This is a genomic window from Brevibacillus choshinensis (genome assembly GCF_001420695.1).
GTDB lineage: Bacteria > Bacillota > Bacilli > Brevibacillales > Brevibacillaceae > Brevibacillus > Brevibacillus choshinensis.
The window spans coordinates 1,062,830-1,078,925 of sequence record NZ_LJJB01000010.1 but is presented as its reverse complement, the minus strand read 5'-3'; the positions used below and the strand labels follow the sequence as shown (position 1 = coordinate 1,078,925).

General features: G+C 50.6%; 14 protein-coding genes. 10 read left to right on the top strand and 4 right to left on the bottom strand.

What is annotated here, in order from left to right:
- Positions 1–168 precede the first annotated feature (168 nt).
- From AN963_RS15360 to AN963_RS15335, 6 genes are all read left to right on the top strand, one after another.
- Positions 169–771: a DedA family protein gene (locus AN963_RS15360; RefSeq protein ID WP_236707990.1), complete on the top strand. Its 603-nt coding sequence runs from the start codon at positions 169–171 to the stop codon at positions 769–771.
- An 18-nt stretch (positions 772–789) separates the two neighbouring features.
- Positions 790–1,470 carry a phosphatase PAP2 family protein gene (locus AN963_RS15355; RefSeq protein ID WP_055745426.1) on the top strand — a complete coding sequence of 227 codons (681 nt, stop codon included), beginning with the start codon at positions 790–792 and terminating at the stop codon, positions 1,468–1,470.
- A 74-nt stretch (positions 1,471–1,544) separates the two neighbouring features.
- The gene (locus AN963_RS15350) at positions 1,545–2,105 is read left to right on the top strand and encodes a hypothetical protein (RefSeq protein WP_055745425.1); all 561 of its coding nucleotides are present in this window, start codon (positions 1,545–1,547) and stop codon (positions 2,103–2,105) included.
- Positions 2,106–2,206: 101 nt separating this feature from the next.
- Positions 2,207–2,863, top strand: coding sequence for an efflux RND transporter periplasmic adaptor subunit (locus AN963_RS15345; protein WP_055745424.1), 657 nt, complete (start codon positions 2,207–2,209; stop codon positions 2,861–2,863).
- A gap of 12 nt (positions 2,864–2,875) precedes the next feature.
- Positions 2,876–4,438 carry a DHA2 family efflux MFS transporter permease subunit gene (locus AN963_RS15340; protein WP_055745423.1) on the top strand — a complete coding sequence of 521 codons (1,563 nt, stop codon included), beginning with the start codon at positions 2,876–2,878 and terminating at the stop codon, positions 4,436–4,438.
- Positions 4,439–4,463: 25 nt separating this feature from the next.
- Positions 4,464–5,606 carry an HlyD family secretion protein gene (locus tag AN963_RS15335; RefSeq protein ID WP_055745422.1) on the top strand — a complete coding sequence of 381 codons (1,143 nt, stop codon included), beginning with the start codon at positions 4,464–4,466 and terminating at the stop codon, positions 5,604–5,606.
- An 80-nt stretch (positions 5,607–5,686) separates the two neighbouring features.
- Here AN963_RS15335 and AN963_RS15330 read toward each other — a convergent pair whose 3' ends face one another.
- Complete coding sequence (locus tag AN963_RS15330) at positions 5,687–7,249, bottom strand: vWA domain-containing protein (protein WP_055745421.1); 1,563 nt, start codon at positions 7,247–7,249, stop codon at positions 5,687–5,689.
- Between the two features lie 145 nt (positions 7,250–7,394).
- Here AN963_RS15330 and AN963_RS15325 point away from each other — a divergent pair, with 145 nt between their 5' ends.
- Positions 7,395–8,555 carry an iron-containing alcohol dehydrogenase gene (locus AN963_RS15325; protein WP_055745420.1) on the top strand — a complete coding sequence of 387 codons (1,161 nt, stop codon included), beginning with the start codon at positions 7,395–7,397 and terminating at the stop codon, positions 8,553–8,555.
- Positions 8,556–8,689: 134 nt separating this feature from the next.
- On the opposite strand, the gene AN963_RS15320 is transcribed toward AN963_RS15325, so the two are convergent.
- On the bottom strand, positions 8,690–9,127 hold the full coding sequence (locus AN963_RS15320) for a MarR family winged helix-turn-helix transcriptional regulator (RefSeq protein ID WP_055745419.1): 438 nt from the start codon (positions 9,125–9,127) through the stop codon (positions 8,690–8,692).
- A gap of 281 nt (positions 9,128–9,408) precedes the next feature.
- Here AN963_RS15320 and AN963_RS15315 point away from each other — a divergent pair, with 281 nt between their 5' ends.
- Both AN963_RS15315 and AN963_RS15310 read left to right on the top strand, forming a co-directional pair.
- On the top strand, positions 9,409–11,691 hold the full coding sequence (locus AN963_RS15315; protein ID WP_055745418.1) for a DEAD/DEAH box helicase: 2,283 nt from the start codon (positions 9,409–9,411) through the stop codon (positions 11,689–11,691).
- Complete coding sequence (locus tag AN963_RS15310) at positions 11,681–13,021, top strand: ribonuclease H-like domain-containing protein (RefSeq protein WP_055745417.1); 1,341 nt, start codon at positions 11,681–11,683, stop codon at positions 13,019–13,021. Before AN963_RS15315 ends, AN963_RS15310 begins: the two co-directional genes overlap by 11 nt.
- 19 nt (positions 13,022–13,040) lie before the next feature.
- Here AN963_RS15310 and AN963_RS15305 read toward each other — a convergent pair whose 3' ends face one another.
- Complete coding sequence (locus AN963_RS15305; RefSeq protein WP_055745416.1) at positions 13,041–14,372, bottom strand: serine hydrolase domain-containing protein; 1,332 nt, start codon at positions 14,370–14,372, stop codon at positions 13,041–13,043.
- 53 nt (positions 14,373–14,425) lie between these two features.
- Complete coding sequence (locus AN963_RS15300) at positions 14,426–14,998, bottom strand: GNAT family N-acetyltransferase (protein WP_055745415.1); 573 nt, start codon at positions 14,996–14,998, stop codon at positions 14,426–14,428.
- 589 nt (positions 14,999–15,587) lie between these two features.
- On the opposite strand from AN963_RS15300, the gene AN963_RS15295 reads away from it, so the two are divergent.
- Positions 15,588–16,064: a DUF4362 domain-containing protein gene (locus AN963_RS15295; RefSeq protein ID WP_055745414.1), complete on the top strand. Its 477-nt coding sequence runs from the start codon at positions 15,588–15,590 to the stop codon at positions 16,062–16,064.
- The last annotated feature ends 32 nt before the right edge of the window (positions 16,065–16,096 follow it).

Sequence of the window (16,096 nt, the reverse complement as noted above, 5' to 3'; positions counted from 1 at the left end):
TTTCTTATACAGATAAGAATTTATAAGATTCTTATCCAGTATAAGTGCAACTAAGGCCACGCCAAAGGCTTGGCGTAGCCAAGTTTTCTAAAAAAGCAAGAAAAAAGCCAGCATGTCAGAGAATGTGGGAAGAATAGGATGTAAGAGGACAAGGTGAAGGAGGTAACTGTGGAACAGCATTTGGATCTATTTCTGATGAAATTCGGATATGTGGGGATCTTTTTTGCGTTGGCGTTGGGTGTCCTGGGTGTTCCGATTCCAGATGAAGTGTTGATGACGTATGCGGGCTACGCGGTTTCCCGTGGAGTGCTGCACATGCCATACACGATTCTCAGTGCATTTCTGGGGGCCTCGGCGGGTATCTCGATTAGTTACTTCATCGGTCTGAAATGGGGATTGCCTCTTCTTCTCAAGGTGGGTCCGTACCTGCACATCTCACCGAAAAAAATTGAGTCCACCCAAAAGCTGTTTGCGCGCTATGGCTCGTACCTGTTGCTCGTCGGTTATTTTTTGCCAGGCGTTCGTCATATTACCGCTTATTTGGCCGGGATCGCAACGATGGATTTTCGTCGTTTTGCAATCTTTTCTTATTCCGGAGCGCTCATCTGGAGCATGACTTTTTTGCTGCTGGGCAGAGCCTTGGAGCGTGAGTGGTACAAAGTGGTTGTCTACATCCGTCACTATGGAATTACGTTTCTGTTGATTGCGGCAGCACTCGCTCTCGCAACATACCTCATCGTAAAATGGCGTCAAAACATCCGGTCAGGCTGAAAGGAATAGATCCCTCTTATGAACCAGACGAAGCTGCCTTCGCTCTCCAGAAAAACTAGACAATATGTATGGTTCTGCGTCCTCTTCATCGTCGCATTTGTATATGCGTTTGCCAAATTGGGTAGTGAGATGCTCGAGCAAGAGCTGAGTTTATTTGATTCCGCTGTGATCGGGTGGGTCCAATCTGGGATATCACCTGCTCTGACGTCCTTTATGCTCTTTATTACGTTTCTCGGCTCTACGTCGGCACTTTTGATGGTCATCACTGTCGCAGCAGGATTGATGTGGTGGCAAAAAAAGCGCTGGGAGGCGTTATTTCTTGTGATTGCATTAGGGGGAGGCGTGCTGTTTAATCTGGTGCTCAAATGGAGCTATCACCGGGAGAGACCTAGTATTTTGCGGTTAGTGGAGGAAGAGGGCTTCAGCTTTCCGAGTGGACATTCTATGGCTTCCTTTATCCTGTATGGAATGATCGGTATTCTGCTCTACTTGTTCGTCGTTTCCCGAGCGGCCAAGGTGGCGATTGTGGTGATCGTAGTCGCTCTCATTCTTCTCATCGGGACGAGCCGCATCTATTTGGGGGTGCATTACCCGAGTGATGTCTTGGCTGGCTATACGGCTGGAGGGGCATGGCTAGCCATCTGTTTACTGGGGCTGAGACTAGTTGTAGAAAAAAGAAAGGGGAAAATGGAAAAATAGCCCTTTACAAACCGTCGGTCGGTTTGTAAAATAAACAGCATAACGAACGATCTGTTGAAGAGGAGTGCTAAGACATGATTCAAACCTTGTTCTGGATTTTTGTTGATTTGATTCCGTTTTTTGTTGCATTTTCGGTAGAGCCGCCGACCCTCGGATTTGCCATCGGTTTTGTACTCGCGGTACTGATCTACTTGTTTCAAAAGAAGAGGTTTGGGGAAGTCACGACGATCATTACGATCAAAGTCTTCTACTTTTTCTGTGGCTTCTGGATTGCACTATTGCTCCCTTCCTTCCATCTGTTCGACTTTACGCAGCTGTTTATGTACGGCATCCTAACATTGGCGTCAGTGGTATCCTTGGTCACCAAAAAACCGTTTACGCTTCAATACGCCAAGAAAGTAGTGCCCGTTGAATTTACGACCAATCGCCTGTTCTTTGTCTCGAATTTCTGGTTGACGGTGATCTGGGCCGCCGCTTTCGCATTATCCTTGATCTGCTCCGTCCTGTATGCGATGAAGCTCGTTTCTGGAGACATCGGAGTCACATTGGTGCATGTTTGGAATTTGATCGGATTGGCAGCGACGATCCTGGTGCGTCCGATTGCAAAACGTATTTACTTGAATAAGCAAGGCTAACAAAGGAGCTAGGGTAGAGAGCTCCCCATTTTTTGAACCGTTACAAACCGCTGGTCGGTATGTAAAGATGACACAAGGAAAAGAGAGGCAGGTTAGCAGCGATGGAAAAAAAGAAACCGAATCGGAAGGTCATTTTGCTGTCAGTCGTGATGATGATTGCAGCAGTCGTCGGATATTACGGTTATCAAGGCTACTTCTACGTGAAGACAGAGGATGCGATGGTGACAGGAGACATTTACAAAATCGCACCGAAAGTCGCTGGAAAGCTCAAGACTGTGCGGATCGATGAAGGCAGCGAGGTAGAGAGTGGGCAGATCATTGCCGAACAAGAGCAAGTGAATGTCGCGAGTAATGTCCAATTGGAGAACATCACCATCCGTTCTCCTATAAGTGGGGTCATCTTGCAGCGGGCAGCCAAGGAAGGTGAAGTGGTCGGTGCTGGCAATACCGTCGCTTTGGTCGTCGACAAACGACAGCTGTACGTTCAGGCGAATGTGGAAGAGACAGAGGCGGGCTACATTCAGATCGGGCAAGAGGTGGAGATCTCGTTGGATATGTATCCCGGTCGCACGTTCACAGGTAGCGTAACAAAAATCGGGCAGGCGACCCAATCGACCTTTTCTTTGTTGCCGCCGACCAATGCAGGTGGCAACTTTACCAAAGTGACGCAGCGGATTCCGATCAAGATTGCCTTTACCGAAGGACCTTACGACTTTCAGCCCGGTTTGAATGCCAAGGTCACCATTCACGTGAGATAAGGATGTGGAGGAATGAATCCGCAGGAAAATTTTTGGCCCGGTGTTTTTGCCATCGTGTTGGGGACGTTCATGGCCGTTTTAGATACGAGTATCGTCAATGTCGCCATTCCCGAGATGATGCATGTCTTTGGAGCTTCGACTGAGGAAATTCAGTGGGTCGTCACTAGCTACACGTTGACGATGGCGGCAGTCATTCCTCTCGCGGGGTACGTCGGCATCCGGTTCGGGATCAAGAAAAGCTATCTCGCCAGTCTGCTTTTGTTTACGGTAGGTTCCCTTCTCTGTGGATTGGCATGGAGCAACGGCAGCATGATCGTAGCGAGGATCATCCAGGCGGCAGGGGGAGGGCTGATGATGACGATCGGTCAGTCCATGATTCAGCTCGTAGTGCCTCGAGAAAAGATGGGGCCAGCGATGGGGGTATTCGGGATTTCGGTATTTGTCGCTCCTGCGGTAGGTCCGACACTGAGTGGTTATTTCGTGCAGCATATGGATTGGCGGTTCATTTTTACGGTCAATATTCCCTTTGGGATCGTGGCGATGCTGTTGGTCTGGCGGTTTTTGCGCGAGGGGGAAGTGAAAAAGGAGCATCCCTTTGACCTCGCTGGCTTCATCTGGTCGGCCACGGCGCTCGTCAGTCTCTTGCTCGCAGTTACCAAAGGGGAGGAAAAAGGCTGGGATTCCTTTTTTATCGTCTCCCTGTTTCTCACGGCACTGATCAGTGGGGCGATGTTCGTAGCTCGTGAGCTATCGACGGGCCAGCCTTTGGTAGACATCCGACTGCTCGCCAATCGAGACTTTACCCTGGGGCTTTTGGTGAACAGCATGATCATGGTCGGTAATTTTGGAGTCATTTATCTGCTGCCGATCTATTCGGAAAACATGCTGGGCAAAACGGCGATGGACACAGGGCTGCTGATGCTGCCGCAGGCGATCGCGTCGGGTATCGTGACACCAATCAGTGGGATGCTGGCTGCGCGGGTCGGATTGAAGCCGATGATTGTGGTGGGACTGATCTTTTGCCTTGTACCGGGATTCTTGATTTCTCATGTAGATTTGGACACGGACGTATCCACACTTCACTGGCTTCTCGCTGTACGCGGCATTGGGCTCGGTATGTGCCTGATGACTTCGATGCAGATTCCATTGCTGGCCGTCTCAGATCCGGCACGCGTTCCGGCAGCATCGGTTATAACGAATATTTCGCGCCAGGTCGCGACTTCCATTGGTATTGCCAGTCTGATCAGTCTGTTTTCGCGGCGTAGCATCGAACATGCGGTGCATGCCAGTGAACAGGTGACAGCGACCCAACCGTCCGTGATGACTGCCTTGGAGCAGTGGCAGCAAATGTATCTAGCAAAAGGGCTTTCTGTGCAGGAAGCGGCTACTTCGGCCCTGCAGCTCATGGGACAATTGGTCAAAAAATACGCTGCCATTCAGGCATTGCAGGACAGTCTGCTCATGGCGGCATTGATCCTAGTTGTGGCATTACTCATCATGTTGATCGTGAAAGAGAACAAAGCAGCATTACAACCATCAAAAGAACAACCATCCCAGCCTGCGATGCTGGATTAAAGGATGAAGAAAGGGTGGAACAAAAATGGGAATGCGTAAATGGAGTTACACAATGGCTGGGATTGCTCTGATGGTCGTAATGGCTGGCTGTGGCACGGTGCAGCCTGTAGCGTTGACTGCCGATGCGAATCAAGGTCAGCAGGCCACGCAAGCCAGCGATCAGCTTCGCGCCTTTACTGGTAAGGTGGAGGGAATCGAGGAAGTGACCATCTACGCCAAGTCATCAGGGAGAGTAGCCAATGTGTTTCGTGATACCGGGGATGAGATCCAGGCAGGTGCTCCACTTTTTGGCTTGGAGCAGGAAGAGCTCGCGGCGAGCTTGCGAATCGCAAAGGCTGATTTGGCCTTAGCAAAAGCCAAATGGGAGGAAGCAAAAAAAGGGACACGAACGGAGGAAGTGCTCTACGCCCAAGCAGGATGGCAGCAGGCGAATCAGAAGTACCTGGATTTGAAAAACGGCAAACGACCGGAAGAAATGGCACAGCTCGAAGCGTCGTATCAGTCGGCAAAAACAAACGTGGAGCTGACTGCAGCGAAAAGAGATCGCACGCAAGCTCTTTTTGCCCAAGGGGCGGTCTCCAAGCAGGCGTGGGAAGATGCCCAATCTGCCTATTCCCAGGCAGAGGCCCAGTATCGTCGGAGTGAGGAAGATCTGGCGATGGCAAAGCAAGGGGCGACGCAGCCGACCTTGCAGGCGATGCAAGCCAATGTAGAGCAGATGAAGGCGATGTATGACAAGGCGAAAAAAGGAGCTACCCCAGAACAAATCGCCCAGTACGCCGCCGGAGTGGAGCGGGCGCAGGCAGCTGTGGACAACGCGGAGTACCAGCTGAAAAATGCGACCATCACGAGCCCGATCAAAGGGTACTTGAGCGCCAAAAGTATCCACGCAGGTGAAATGATCAGCCCGAGTTTCGCTGCCATGACGGTGGTCAATACGGAAAAGGTCTATGTCGTGATGGGGGTAGCAGAGAAAGACTTGGAACGTTTTGCATTAGGAAAAGAAGTCGATGTGGCAATAGATGCACTGCACAAGAGCATGCGCGGGAATGTAGAAAGAATCAGTCCCAAAGCAGATGCGGGAACGGACACGTTTACCGTCAAAATCGTCATCGAGAACAAGGACGGAGCCCTGCGCTCCGGAATGACGGGGATCGTCAGCCTGTGAGCCACCTTTTGATCACTGAAAACAGAACCTCCCAACGATCGTGTCGGGAGGTTCCTTCTATTTTTATTGTCAAAGTCCCCTTACTTGCCTCGAATGGCGAGGCTATCCTTGACCATCCGGACAAATTCCAGCTGCTGCTCGCCTGTAGCCGACGATTCGGCCAGCTTCAATACATTGCGCAGGGAGCCGTCCTCCCTTGCCCAGTAGCTCTCCCGCAAGATTTCCGCAAATTCGGCTACAGAGGCCAAAAATTGCAGCTCGGTGGAGAGCTTTGATTGGATCTGCAGAGGGTGGCTCACTTCCTCTACCTGTTTGGTAGAGACGTTGTGGTAGCGAATGCGGACGTCGCCTAGCTTGCCAGCCTCTTCATTCTTTACTTTCACTTCATAGAGAGCGGTCACCGTGTGCCCCGAGCCGACTTCTCCCGCATCTGTCCTGTCGTTGCGGAAGTCCTCGTCACGCACATCCCGATTTTCATATCCGAGGAGGCGATAGCGATCCACTGCCTTCGGGTCAAACTCGACTTGAATTTTCACATCGCGGGCAATAGTTTGCAGCGTCCCGGTCAACGCTTCGGTAAAGACGCGGCGAGCTTCGGAAAAGGAATCAATGTAGGCATACTGTCCCTCACCCTTGTCTGCCAGCTGTTCCATCAACACGTCATTGTAGTTGTCCATGCCGAATCCGAATGTGCTGAGGTTGATTTCCTTGCGGGCGTAGTCCTCGATCGAGCGCAATATTCCATTGGCTCCTGTCTCGCCCACGTTTGCGACCCCATCCGAGCAGAGAATGACGCGATTAATCGCACCGCGTTCAAAGGATCTGGCTGCCATTTCGTAGCCTAGCTGCAAGCCTTCTTCTGCATTGGTAGATCCTTCGGGCTGGAGCTCGTCAATTGCAGAGAGGATCGCACGCCTGTTTTCAGCGGAGGTGGGGTCGAGAACGACACGGCCTTGCGATCCGTAGACGACGATTCCCACTGTATCGGTTGGCGAAAGCTGATCGACCAGGACGCGCAAGCTCTTTTTGACCAGCTCTAGTCGGTTCTCCTGATCCATTGATCCGGAGACGTCGATGACAAAAACGAGGTGTGCCGCTTTTCTGTTTTCAAGGGCGATCTCTTTTCCTTTAATTCCGACGCGTACCAATTGATAGCCCGAGCCAAAAGGAGAAGGGCCTCCATCTACTTGAATGCCAAACGTTTGCTGCTTGGGAGCTGGGTAGTTCGCAGGAAAATAGTTGATAAATTCTTCTACGCGGACGGCATCTGGAGGTGGAAGTGAACCTTCCTGGATATAACTGCGGGTGACGGTGTAGGAGCCGGTATCAACATCGGCGGCAAATGTGGAAAGGTTGTCTTCATCCGTGGAGATAAAGGGATTGGTGCCATAGTTTTTAAAGTACATGGAGTCAGTTCTTGACGGAGGAGGTACAGACTGCCTTTTCATGTGGGCGGTGTCTGCCATGCTACTACGTGGGGCAGCCTGACTCATGGAGCTTTCTGTCCGTGCAGCCAACTGATTTTGTCCTCCACCGGCTTGCGCTGTTGCTGCTGACTGTGGGGAGCTCTGCCCGCCAAAGCTGCACCCGGCCATGGAAGCGACCAAAATCGTGATCGTGCTAACTTTCATTATTTTTCTCATCTCTATAAACCCCCTTTGCCTATCCGACGTGGAAAAAAAAGGAATGTTTCAAAGTGAGGTGCGAAAATTTTCACTATTTAGACGAAGGTTCTGGAATGGCTACTCTATCACTTGTATGATGGAAGGAAAGTGGGGAGGAGATTCTATGAAAGCATACAGCTATTTTTGCTCGACTCGCATCGAGATGGGGAAGGAAAAAACGAAAGAGCTGCCGGAACTGTTGAACTCACTAGAAATGGGGACTTCGATCCTGCTGGTCAGTGACCCTGGCGTTATTCGTGCGGGATTGGTGACTCCCATTCAATCTGCGTTAGAAGAAGCGGGCTTTCGCGTGACGTTGTTTGATGGACTCAGCCAAAATCCCCGGGATACGGAATGTCTGGAGGGAGCTGCACTGTTTCGCGAGGTTGCCGCAGATGTCGTGGTAGCCATCGGGGGAGGGAGTGCGATGGATACAGGCAAAACGATCGCGCTGTGCGGACCGAATGGTGGGACACCTGCTGATTATGCAGACGGTCGCCTCTCGTATTCGAACATCGCTCCGATTGTATGCGTACCGACTACGGCGGGTACAGGCTCCGAAGTGACTCGATCAGCGGTTATCACAGAAGAGACCACCCATCGGAAAATGACGTTGAAGCACGCAGCCCTGCGCCCTACGCTGGCTGTGCTCGATCCGGTACTGACCTATAGCGTACCACCGGCTGTTACAGCGGCTACAGGGGTGGATGCTTTGGTGCACGCAATCGAAGGCTACACCTGCAAGGTGACCAACCCGATCTCCCAAGCACTCGGAGCAAAAGCGATGCAAACGATCGCGGCCGCACTTCCAGCCGTGTATGCCAATGGACAAGACGAAGAGGCGCGTCATGCCATGCTGGAGGGTAGTCTGATGGCAGGGCTATGCTTTGGTTCTGCCGACGTGGCAGCTGTTCATTGCCTGGCGGAAGCACTGGGAGGACTGTACGATACCCCGCATGGCGTAGCCAACTCGGTGTTCTTGCCCTATGTACTCAAGTTCAACGCGACAGAAAACAAGCCGATGCATGCCCGTTTAGCCCGTTATATGGGATTTGCCGTCGATGCAGATTCAGACGATCAGGCCATCGACAAGCTGATCGGAGGAATTGCCGCATTAACCGAGAGTCTGAATATTCCCAAGCTAAAAGACTTGCCTGGCATCAAGAAAGAGGATTTCCCACGGATTGTGGAGCTGTCAATGAAAAACGGCTCTACCCCGAGCAACGTCCGCACCATTACGGCTGAAGATTACTTGGCTATCTTGGAGGAAGCGTACCGTTCATAGGTTTACCTACAAAGAAAAACAGTCAGCAAAAATGGGTCGCGTGAAATTCCACGAGACCTGTGTCGTAAGCAACTCATTCCGGTTGAACGTGCGTCCCCTGCAGCAGCTATCTGTCCTGCAAGGGACTTTCACTTTTATGCTTTCATTTCATGAATGCAGGAAATTTTTTCGAATGTTCGCGTAAACGATTCCAATTCGCTCGTCTCCAAGGAACCGATGAATTGCTGCAATACCTTGCCGTAATTTTCTACATCTCTCTTGAGTACTTCTTTCCCGCGCTCAGTAATCGATACCAACACATTCCGGCGATCGTTATGGCCGTACTCTCGGGACACGTAGCCATCTTCGACCAGTCGATTAATCATGGTGGAAATCGTGCTCGGTCGCACTCCCAGTTTTTGAGCCAGACTCGTAATTTTGCACGGCTCTTCATTGGAGATGAGTGAGAGCAGGTAACATTGGGGCCTAGTCAGATCTACACCGTATTGTTTTTGCATTTCTATAGAAATATCTCGTTGCATTTTATTCATGGCAGTGCGAATCCGAAAAGCATATTTAAGCAAATCGTTCATAGCATATATCACCCTTTTTCATTATAACAAATGACTGTACAAAAAAGCATTCTGACCACGCCTTTGTGCGATCAGAATGCTTTTGTTTGTGAAGAACAATCAGTGACTGACTTTCTTCATTGAGCAGAGCCATAGCTCTCGCCGCTGCCGAAATCATTCCGGGTCTTCCCGAAACGTGGTTTATCTAGAATGAATGATTACGAAAGTGCATACTGGAAAAAAACAATTCATTTACATCGCGAACATCCATTCGTAAAATTGAATCAAAGAAGGTGACGTCGATGAAAATGAAAAAAAGCATGACCGAGATCCTCGAAAGCTTTAGACAGGACGAGCGATTCTTGTCCAATATTGCGCACTGGAGAACGATACCTGCGCGAGAAGCCAAAACAGTTTCGTTCCCGAGCCAGCTGGATGTACGAATCCGGGAAGCCCTCGAAAAGAGAGGAATTACTTCTTTATATACGCATCAAGAAACATCCTTTCGCCATGTGCGCGAAGGGAAAAACATCGTAGCCGTGACTCCGACGGCTTCGGGAAAAAGCATGTGCTACCACCTGCCGATCATCCAGACCTTGTCGGAAGATTCACAGGCGCGTGCGCTCTATTTGTTCCCGACCAAAGCACTGGCACAGGACCAAAAAAGCGAGCTCCACGAGCTGATTACGGAGATGGGGTTGTCCATCAAATCAGAGACGTACGATGGGGACACACCCGCCAACATCCGGCAAATGGTGCGTAAGGCAGGCAACATCGTCATTACCAACCCGGACATGCTGCACTCCGCCATTTTGCCTCACCACACCAAGTGGGTATCCTTTTTCGAGCATCTTAAATACGTCGTCATTGACGAGCTACATACATATCGCGGCGTGTTCGGCAGCCACGTCGCAAATGTCATTCGCAGGTTAAAACGGATTTGCGCTTTTTACGGAAGTCATCCGCAATTTATTTGCACGTCAGCTACGATCGCCAATCCAAAAGAACTCGCTGAGCTTTTGACAGAAGAACAGATGGAGCTTGTGGACAACAACGGCGCGCCTGCGGGGATCAAGCATTTTCTGTTCTACAATCCTCCGGTGGTCAACCTGCAGTTGAACATCAGACGAAGTGCTACCTTGGAGGCGCGCGACATCACGGAGCAATTTCTCGTCAATGGCATTCAGACCATTCTGTTTGCTCGCAGCCGTGTCCGCGTCGAAATTTTGCTCACGTACCTACAGGAGCTGATCAAGCGCAAGCTCGGACCCAAGACGATCCAAGGCTATCGTGGAGGTTATTTGCCCAGCCAGCGGAGGGAAATCGAGCGGGGCTTGCGCAACGGTGACATCATGGGTGTCGTCAGCACGAATGCGCTGGAGCTGGGAGTAGATATCGGACAACTGCAAGCGTGTGTCATTACTGGGTATCCAGGCTCGGTTGCCAGTACATGGCAGCAGGCGGGACGGGCAGGTAGACGTCAAGGAGAGTCAGTCGTCGTCATGGTCGGCAGCTCCACACCACTCGATCAGTACGTCATTTCGCACCCGGAGTACTTTTTTGACCGTAGTCCGGAGACAGCACGCATCAATCCGGACAATCTGATCATTCTCGTCGATCATCTGAAGTGTGCGGCCTACGAACTGCCGTTTCGCGAGGGGGATCTGTTTGGGCGTGCGGAGATCGTGGAGATTCTGGAGTTTTTGACGGAGGAGCAAGTGCTGCATCATTCCAAAGGCAAATGGTTTTGGATGAACGACTCGTTCCCGGCACACAACATCAGTCTGCGGTCAGCCTCACAGGAAAACGTAGTGATCATCGACATTAGCGAACGGGGAAATGAGCGAGTCATCGGGGAAATGGACCGATTCAGTTCGATGACGCTGTTGCACGACGAAGCCATCTACTTGCATCAAGGGACGCAGTATCAAGTCGAAAAGCTCGATTACGAGGAAAAGAAGGCGTACGTCCGGGAAGTCGCTGTCGACTACTACACCGATGCCAATCTGGCCGTTCAGCTGAAAGTATTGGAGCAGGACCAGTACCGCCGCGAAGGACAGAGCGCTTTTGCCTACGGGGAAGTGTCGGTCCATGCGATGGCGACCATTTTTAAGAAAATCAAATTTGAGACGCATGAAAATATCGGATCGGGCCCGATTCATTTGCCAGAGGAAGAGCTGCATACAAATGCCGCGTGGATTGGCTTTTCGGATACGCTGCTAGAGGAAATCGGCACGGAGGATGTGGAGCGTGGGCTGGTTGGTCTGGCTCATGTGCTCCAGCACGTGGCGCCGCTGTTCGTCATGTGCGACCCGATGGATTTGCACGTCATTCCGCAGCGCAAGGCCGTTCATTCCCAAGAACCTACGATTTTTTTGTACGACCGCTATCCAGGTGGTATCGGCCTTTCCGAGCAGGTGTACAAAGACATGGAGACAATTCTCACTCAGGCCGAGCGGATGATTACTTCATGTCCATGCGAATCAGGCTGTCCATCTTGTGTGGGAGCAACGGATGACGGTACCAAGGAGCTAGCTATGACGCTGCTTCGGGTCGCCCAAGGAGGAAGTGCGTATGTCTCTTAAATCCAAGCTGCAACGGATGAAGGGACATCTCGTCAAGGAAACGGACAAGAGCCAAGAACTGGCACAGGAATCAGCGGAGTTATCGGAAGCGACGACTGTAACGGCACATGTAGCGACCAGCGCAAATGGAGCCACCGATGAAGTCGTGCAGCCTGACATTCCTTTTGCAGACAGGTGGCAGAGCATGCAGGCCACTCCATTCATTTGGGAAGATGAGCACGTGATGATCCGCGAAGTCCGCTACCCGCTCCGTCAGCAGCATGGAGCGTACGCCTTTGCCCAGCTGCACGACACGATCGCTGCTTGGGAGGCGTCCGGCAGGCAGCATCCGTTGTCAGCTGCAGGGAGGCGGGCGGAAGACCTGCTGTTTTTTGACACGGAGACGACCGGCTTGTCTGGGGGAGCAGGCAACACCGTCTTTCTTTTGGGTTACAGTCGTGTCGAGGGAGAGGAAGTAGTGGTTCGCCAGCATTTTTTGCCGGCTCCTCACGCGGAAGTGACGCTGTACCATTCCTTTTTGGAGCAAGCGAAGCAGTCGTCCCACCTGGTTACTTTTAACGGCAAGTCGTTTGACTGGCCACAGGTGCGGACCCGGCATACGTTGATCCGGGATCAGGTGCAGGCGTTGCCGACGTTTGGTCATCTGGATTTGCTTCACGGCGCGAGAAGATTGTGGAAAGACGAGCTGGAGTCGTGCCGTCTGGCAATTATCGAGCAGGAAAAGCTGGATGTCTATCGGCAAGATGATTTGCCAGGGTATTTGGCTCCTGTCCGCTATTTCGATTTCCTCCATTCCAAGGACCCGGACGTGATCGAGGGTGTGCTGCGGCACAATGAAATCGACGTGCTGTCACTGATCACCCTTTACATTCATGTGTCCCGCCTGTTGCTTGCGTATGAGCGCGAAGAGGTGTCGCAGGCAGAACGCTATGAAATCGCACGGTGGTACGAAGCGCTCGGGGATGGAGAAACGGCGATGCAGGCGTATCAGACGGTTGCCCGCAGTGACCAACCGTGGAGCGCCCGGGCCAAGCTAGCGGTCGGACATCTGTACAAAAAGAAGAAAGACTGGCAGCGTGCTCTGCAGGTATGGGAATCGTGCATGAAGTCACCTGGTTACGTGCCGGAAGAAGTCTATATCGAGGCGGCAAAGCTATGTGAGCACCAACTCAAGGACTGGGAAAAGGCGTTGCACTACACTCGTCATGCTTATGAGCAGTGGAAGAAGCGGGGGAGCTTGCTGCGCAATCGCTCAAAGGCAGAAGCACTTGCCTATCAAAAACGGATAGAGCGCCTCGAAGCAAAGGAAGATAGGCGTGGAATGATCTGAAAAAAGGAGCTGAAATCGATCAGCTCCTTTTTGCTGTGGCAGAAAGCGTAAGTCTATATACCTTTCCATACTCGTCTGTGAAGGTAAGCTTGCGAATGCTTTGATCTGCTTGGAGGTGCACCTTGAAGGTTTCGTACACAATACCCGTGATCCATTCGATTGATTCCTCAGACTGAGCGACGAGATGCAACCGGAATTTGTAAGGGACTCCGTACATTTTGGGATGAGTAACAAAGATACCGTGGGGCTCTTCTGTGATTTCCACCTTCATCCTCTCATCTTTGCTGTCTACATAAGTACCGACGCTGCGATTGATCGCCTCAGGAGTTTCTTTCATGAAGCTGCTGATCAATGAAAGGGGTTGATGAAGCTCTTCCCCAGCTGTGATTTTGACCAAATCCCTCGTCAATTTCGTAACGGGCGTTAGGTTTACGTTGCTTAACGCGATGACGACCAGCTGATCATCCACTATGCGGTACATGTCACTATGAAATCCGTTTATGTCTCCAAAATGGCTGATAACCTTTTTTCCAGCCTGTTGGTCGACGGCCCATCCGTAGCCGTAACCGAACTGGTAAGGCTCAAACATTTTGGCTAACCACTCCGCATCGATGAGCTTTTCTGTGTATAACGCTTGATCCCATTTCCACAAGTCCTCTACCGTAGAATACATTCCGTAGGCACCGCGGGGGATGGTCATATCCATGTACTCTGAATGGATGATCTCTTCCCAGGCGGTGTATCCAGTCGCCAGTCCTTTGATCACGGAGCGATGCTCCTCGCATCCCGTGTCTACCATTCCTAAAGGAGCCCAGATATTTTCCCGCAGATAGTTTGCGTAGGAAGTGCATGAAGCTTTCTCGATGATGGCTGTCAGCAGGATGTAACCGGAATTCGAGTAGTGATAGCGAGTGCCAGGTGTAAAGTCTAAGGGAAGTTGAGCAAAGGATCGGATGATCTCGGGCAGCGTCGACGGCATTCTCATGGTGGTCGACCAATAATCCGGAAAACTCGTAAAGTTCGGGATTCCTGAAGTATGGGTGAGCAGGTGATGAATGGTCACTTTATCCCCAGAGGCCAGACCATCCAAGTGGAGGTTGATCGGATCTTCCAGATGCAGGACACCTTTTTGGCAGAGTAGTAGAATGGCCATAGCTGTAAAGCTCTTTGTGATGGAGCCGATTCGAAATTTCGTTTTGGTTGTGTTTGGTGCATTGTGTTCGAGGTTAGCGTAGCCTATTGCTTTTTGTAGGAGGATTTCCTTGTTTCGGGCAATGAGCAGGGAACCGCTAAAATATCCACGTTCCTCGTAGCATTTCAAGTATTCTTCCAGTGCTGATTTGATTGTCATCTGCACGCTGCCTCTTTCGTCTATCGAGTCAGCAATCCTGACCCTTTTTTCTTTTACCCGAGGTACTTCGCTCGATATTCTTCTGCCAGCATCGACATGAGAATAGAGTCGTGATAGGTGTGATTGTAGAAGAGGGCTTGGCGCTGCACACCTTCCCGCTGAAATCCGAGCTTTTCATACGTATGGATCGCACGCTCGTTGTAGGCAAAGACATTTAGCTCAATCCGATGTAGATTAAGAATGCCAAATCCGTAGCCCAGCATGAGGCGCATTGCTTCACTACCAAATCCTTTTCCTTGATGACCCTGCTGATCGATTGAAATGCGGATGAAGGCATTCCGGTTAAAGGTGTCGATGCCGCCGATCTGAATATCTCCGATCACTTGGTCGTTGTCCCGTTGCGCGATGAGCAGCAGCACACTGGAGGAATCCTGTGCCTTGCTCTCGATGTACTGCTGGATTTGCTCACGTGAGTAATGCTTTTGCGTACCTGTTAGTCTACGTCCCTCCCGGCTGTATAAAGAACGGAAATACCAATCCGTATCATCCAATCCAATAGGACGCAAATAGACGCGTTCCCCTTCGAGAAAACGTACTGGTTTTTGAGCTTGTTCTTGTGCGGACATATCAAGCCTCTCCCTGCTTGTTTTTTTCAATAATATAACGAAAACATGTAATTTTGGATATGCATAGTTTGGTCATAACGAAAATTGGCATAGGTAGCTACCTTATTTTGCTCTCTTGGATGGTTACTGGTCTATGCGGGTAAATGCTCCCCTGCATATACACATATAGTCATCCAAATTTTAAAAGGAAAGAGGGCGACAGCATGTATTATCCGAGTTCGAATTGGTCGTCATCCCAGTCTTCGTCTTACAACCAATCTGCCTATTATCCATCTTCTTATTCTCCATCGCAAAGGCCGGGATATCCTCCACCAGAATCAGGCCAAGGGCGTTATCGAATAAGAAGATTTAGGTGTCCTGACCACTGTAGGAACTGTCCGCCGGAATGCTGCCGACGCCGTAGATATTAGTGTAGTCTGGAATTCATAGAAGGTCCTTTTTTTGAAAGCCAATCACTCATGGGCGCAACGGCTCATGGGGGATTGGCTTTTTTCTATTTGATTCAAATCACGATGCTTCGAAACGAATGGAGAAACCAGTTCGTATACACGATATACGATGCAAAGAGGTAAAGGAGCGAAACACGCTGATGAAGAGAATGTCCATGCTAGTGGTAGCCGTTTGTTTTCTGGCTGCCTGCGGAACGGAAGAGCAGCCAGGAACGGATGAAATACAGTCGGCATTTCCAGAGCTGACGAAGCCCTATCGCTCTGAGCAGGCCATCAAAAATGGGGATGTCGTCAACCTGCACGGCAAGATTTCCAATTGGGAAAGATGGGAGCAGTTCATCAAAAACGTCGACCAACAAAATGCAGACCAAGTGCGCATCACGAGCTATACGACAGAAGGCGATCCTATTTTTGATGAATTGGTCTACGATGGAAAAGGAATCGAGTATACCTACGACGACTCGATGGATGCTTATGGCGGGAATAATAGAAGTCGCCAAGTCACCAAGTGTGAAGGGATCGAGGAAAAACAAGAGAAGAATGGTCAAATCGGGTATCAGTTAAAGGGATGCGACAAAGAATTTGGGCAGTATTTTGAACTAGCGAAAAAGAAGTAATAGAAGCGAGGGGATGTGTACACGTTCCCCAT

What these genes read in the sequence shown, in the direction of transcription:
- AN963_RS15315 (WP_055745418.1), top strand. Translation starts at nt 9,409, where the DNA reads ATGAAAATGAAAAAAAGCATGACCGAGATCCTCGAAAGCTTTAGACAG.
- AN963_RS15340 (WP_055745423.1), top strand. Translation starts at nt 2,876, where the DNA reads ATGAATCCGCAGGAAAATTTTTGGCCCGGTGTTTTTGCCATCGTGTTG.
- AN963_RS15335 (WP_055745422.1), top strand. Translation starts at nt 4,464, where the DNA reads ATGGGAATGCGTAAATGGAGTTACACAATGGCTGGGATTGCTCTGATG.
- AN963_RS15305 (WP_055745416.1), bottom strand. Translation starts at nt 14,372, where the DNA reads ATGACAATCAAATCAGCACTGGAAGAATACTTGAAATGCTACGAGGAA.
- AN963_RS15345 (WP_055745424.1), top strand. Translation starts at nt 2,207, where the DNA reads ATGGAAAAAAAGAAACCGAATCGGAAGGTCATTTTGCTGTCAGTCGTG.
- AN963_RS15355 (WP_055745426.1), top strand. Translation starts at nt 790, where the DNA reads ATGAACCAGACGAAGCTGCCTTCGCTCTCCAGAAAAACTAGACAATAT.
- AN963_RS15320 (WP_055745419.1), bottom strand. Translation starts at nt 9,127, where the DNA reads ATGAACGATTTGCTTAAATATGCTTTTCGGATTCGCACTGCCATGAAT.
- AN963_RS15310 (WP_055745417.1), top strand. Translation starts at nt 11,681, where the DNA reads ATGTCTCTTAAATCCAAGCTGCAACGGATGAAGGGACATCTCGTCAAG.
- AN963_RS15330 (WP_055745421.1), bottom strand. Translation starts at nt 7,249, where the DNA reads ATGAGAAAAATAATGAAAGTTAGCACGATCACGATTTTGGTCGCTTCC.
- AN963_RS15325 (WP_055745420.1), top strand. Translation starts at nt 7,395, where the DNA reads ATGAAAGCATACAGCTATTTTTGCTCGACTCGCATCGAGATGGGGAAG.
- AN963_RS15350 (WP_055745425.1), top strand. Translation starts at nt 1,545, where the DNA reads ATGATTCAAACCTTGTTCTGGATTTTTGTTGATTTGATTCCGTTTTTT.
- AN963_RS15295 (WP_055745414.1), top strand. Translation starts at nt 15,588, where the DNA reads ATGAAGAGAATGTCCATGCTAGTGGTAGCCGTTTGTTTTCTGGCTGCC.
- AN963_RS15300 (WP_055745415.1), bottom strand. Translation starts at nt 14,998, where the DNA reads ATGTCCGCACAAGAACAAGCTCAAAAACCAGTACGTTTTCTCGAAGGG.